Below are 3,706 nucleotides of genomic sequence, written 5' to 3'. Positions count from 1 at the left end.
CCTTTTACATTTTTATCCATATTATTCAACGAATTTTGAACATATAATTTCCAGTTTGGATTTTCACCATATAATGCATCAAAATGAGAAAGGGTGTATAAATGAGAAGCCTGTCCATGAAAGGCACTAGCAAATGATTTTTCTTGTATAGGCTGTTGTAAAATTGATTCCATTGTTTGCATTGCCAACCTATTAAAATCTTTATCTCCCGAAATCTTTCCTAAATATCCTAAGAACAACGCAATACCACTTAACCCATTGTATAATCCACTATCTAAAGCTGCAACTTGCCATTGGTTATGATAGTTCATTCCCAGTCCAACCCAAGTAGCATCATTATAAGAACCATGAATAACTTGTTCCATTAATCTATATCCAATATTTTTTGCCTCTTCTACAAATATATCTGTTTTGATTCCCTTTAATTCTTCCTTTAGATATATTGCCTTTTTAACAATAATTTTTTCTTTTATATTACTAGACAACGAAGCTTCAATCCACTTTGACTGCTCTTTAATACTCTCTAATGTAAGGCTTTTTATCCGTTCAACAGATATTTCATAACTAGGTTGATCAAAATAATTTTCAATTCTCTCACCAGAACTTGCAAATAAATCTCTACTTCCAGGTTTTGTTGTGAAAATAGGAATATCCCCATTGAATAGGTCTTTTCTCTCAAATGGAATTTGACGTTTATCTAATACAGTAAACCAAAGTCGATCTAATAATTTTTCAAGCTCCACACAATCCCTCATATAGTCGGGATGATGTTTTTCTAAAAGAAAATTCCCATAATATTGAGTAGGTCTTACAACAATCCTAATTTCAATATCTTTAAATTTAGCTATAGGGCCCTCTTCATTAAGAAGTTCTGATTTATTATTCAGTATAATTTGAGCTACATGCTGATATCCTTCAATAATACAGTCTATATATGATGCAGCTCCTATTGCTTTTCCGTTTAACTTTGGAACATTATTATTATTTATTTCTACCTTTACCTTTTTACGTACAAATCGCATTTCATCTGTACCTTCATTTTCAATTCGAAGTAAAGGTATAGGTAATTCTTCCTGATTTGTTACACTTACTCCACTGATATCAATCCCATAACCATCTGCATTTTTAAAATATAAATGTGGAAGTAACGCAGTACCTAAAACGGAGTCTGCAATTTTATATCTTGCTTCCATGTCAGCTGAAGCTTTAATATTTAATTTAGTTGGGTGATGGAAAATGGTTTCTAAATCTATTAATGTAGGAAATTCGCCATCTGCAACTATATTTTCATGATGGAAATCAGTACCATTTACAACATGTAAAACAGACAAATATCCACCTAAACGTTTATAATAGTTTTTAATTTGCTCGTGTGTCTTACATTCTTGGTGTAGAATACACTCCTCCCAGGCATAATCCTGACGGTTTAATATATTGTATCCCTTTAGCTTTGGTGTAAATCCTTTTTTATTTATCCAATCTAAAAGCTCATGAAAATAAATTGCTACAGTTAAAGGCTTTGGCTTATATAATATCTCTGTATTTTTTTCAAACTTAAATCGCATTACAGATCGCCCTTGTTGATGAGAGTCTCCCAGTCCAACAACTATGGATTTAAGAGGTAGTGCATCTAATTTTAATGATTGATTAATTTGATCCCAATCTTCTTCAAAACGAGTTAATGCTTCAGTTATTGCATTTACATAATAATTTGTACGTATTATTAAAGTTCTGGAAAGAACAGGGTATTCTTTGTATATAAACTCGAGAGCATTAGGATCCATTAATTTAGCTCTTACAAAAGATTCAAATCTCTCTTCAGGAGTATCTCCGGTTAGTTCTTTTAATTGCTTTGCAATATAAAGTTCTAAAGTAATAGTTCTAGCACCTATATTAGTTAGACCCTCAATTAAATTGTTTAAAATTGATAATTGTAATTTATCCCAATCCACTTTTTTAGAAAGGGACGGATGCTCTTGATAAAACTTATTAAATCTATTTTTTGCCCAGAGTATAAAAGGACGAAAAGCTAAACTAATATGTAATTGATCCGGCTCATGTAACTTTTCATCTCTATGAAGGGTTAATGCTTCGTCTATCCAATTCATCCATAACGGATTTTGATGTGGTTCTAGTTTATTCTGTTGTAACCATTCTTCATTTTCAGAAGCCTTTAATGCTTTAATAAAGAGTTTTTCATCTAACTGTTCCATCTGAAATCTCTTGTTTATYGAATCATCATTCAATAAAGTTGCTTCTTTCCATTTGTTACGATAATTTCGAATTTCTTCTTCAGTTAGTTGCATTGTATCGATATTATTAGCTAGTTGAATTCTTTCATTTATAGATAAAGACTTATACAAATTAGCCGAGATTAATGGTTTTATGTTTGTATTTTGCTTCACTTTTCTCAAGTCTCCATTTCAACATAATCTTTTTTTGAGTAACCTAGTATTTAAAAAACACCATAATGTAAATTATATACATTTACATTATGGTGTTTTTGCTACTCTAATATTTATTTACAACTATTAGCAGTATACTTTTGAAAGTGAAAGACCAAGCGCTACTCCGCCACCAAAAGCACAAAGTGGAGTAGTTTCAGGTTGAACATCTCCACCGCCAGAAATGCGTGTTAACTCTTCTTTTGATACTTCTACTAATTTTGCACCTGCTGGATGTTTTACTGATAATTCTTCGATAACTTGATTACGATTCATAATAGAATTCCTCCTTTAATGTTAACTACAAACTGTATTTTATATCACAAAGTCTTTTATTTATAGTTCGCAAATTTGCATATTTTTTATTATTTAGTTAAATCATCTTATTATTTTTAGAATACTTTTCTTTCATATACATTTGAAATATAACTTATACATAAGTGATTTTTTATTTGGACCACAAATTCAATAACCTAAGAAAATAAAAAACTACCTGCCCTCTAAAAAATGGGAGACAGGTAGTTCTTTAAACCAATTTTCATTTTAAAATTAGCAACTCTGCTTAGATAGAGCTAAACCAATAGTTATTCCATTAATATAAAGGAGAGGCGTTGTTTCAGCTTGAACATCCCCACCACCATAAACACGTGTTAACTCTTCTCTTGATACTTCTACTAATTTTGCACCTGCTGGATGATTTACTGCTAATTCTTCAATAACTTGATTACGATTCATAATAAAATTCCTCCTCTAACGTTGACTACAAATTGTATTTTATATGAGAAAGTCTTTTATTTATAGTTCGCAAATTTGCATATTTTTTATTATTTATAAAATATTTTTCATACTTTTTTTAATTTATATGAAACAAATTAAAATATTGCTCAAATTTAAATAGGGTCTTTTTCGAAATTCATCGAAAAAGACCCTATTTATGCATATATTTGATTACTTACAAACCAAATATACTATTTATTTAATCAATTCTAAAGCCTTATTAACATTTATTAGACCATATCCATATTTATCGTCTTTACCAGGTTCCCCTAAATCAGTTGAACTCTTTTTTAATATATTTTTTAACTGAGCTAATTTTAAAGACTTTCGTCCTTTCTTTTGTTGTTCAGCGATAAGAACTCCAACTGCTCCAGATACCTTTGGTGCTGCAACACTAGTTCCCGCCATCAAAACATAACCTTCTGGTAGGTTTAAAGCCTTGCTTATTGGAGGTTGTGGTAAATTAGTTGGATAAGTAGTTAATG

At 30.4% G+C, this 3,706-nt stretch carries 4 protein-coding genes; all 4 read right to left on the bottom strand.

Translation table 11 applies throughout. The features are described from left to right. Positions 1-2,405 (bottom strand): type 2 lanthipeptide synthetase LanM (lanM, locus tag AC1DJR_RS21335; RefSeq protein ID WP_477003448.1); only part of this gene is annotated, 2,405 nt, incomplete at its 3' end. 126 nt (positions 2,406-2,531) lie between these two features. Next, the gene (locus tag AC1DJR_RS21330; protein ID WP_043938505.1) at positions 2,532-2,720 is read right to left on the bottom strand and encodes a mersacidin family lantibiotic; all 189 of its coding nucleotides are present in this window, start codon (positions 2,718-2,720) and stop codon (positions 2,532-2,534) included. 273 nt (positions 2,721-2,993) lie between these two features. Then, positions 2,994-3,179 (bottom strand): mersacidin family lantibiotic, encoded by a 186-nt coding sequence (locus AC1DJR_RS21325; RefSeq protein ID WP_377954712.1) that lies wholly within the window; start codon positions 3,177-3,179, stop codon positions 2,994-2,996. A gap of 237 nt (positions 3,180-3,416) precedes the next feature. Next, positions 3,417-3,706: S8 family serine peptidase (locus tag AC1DJR_RS21320; RefSeq protein WP_477003447.1), on the bottom strand; the 290-nt coding region annotated here is incomplete at its 5' end.

Source organism: Bacillus sp. 05T31 (assembly GCF_056396725.1).
The sequence above is the reverse complement of the archived record's forward strand: the minus strand, read 5'-3'. Positions and strand labels throughout refer to the sequence as shown.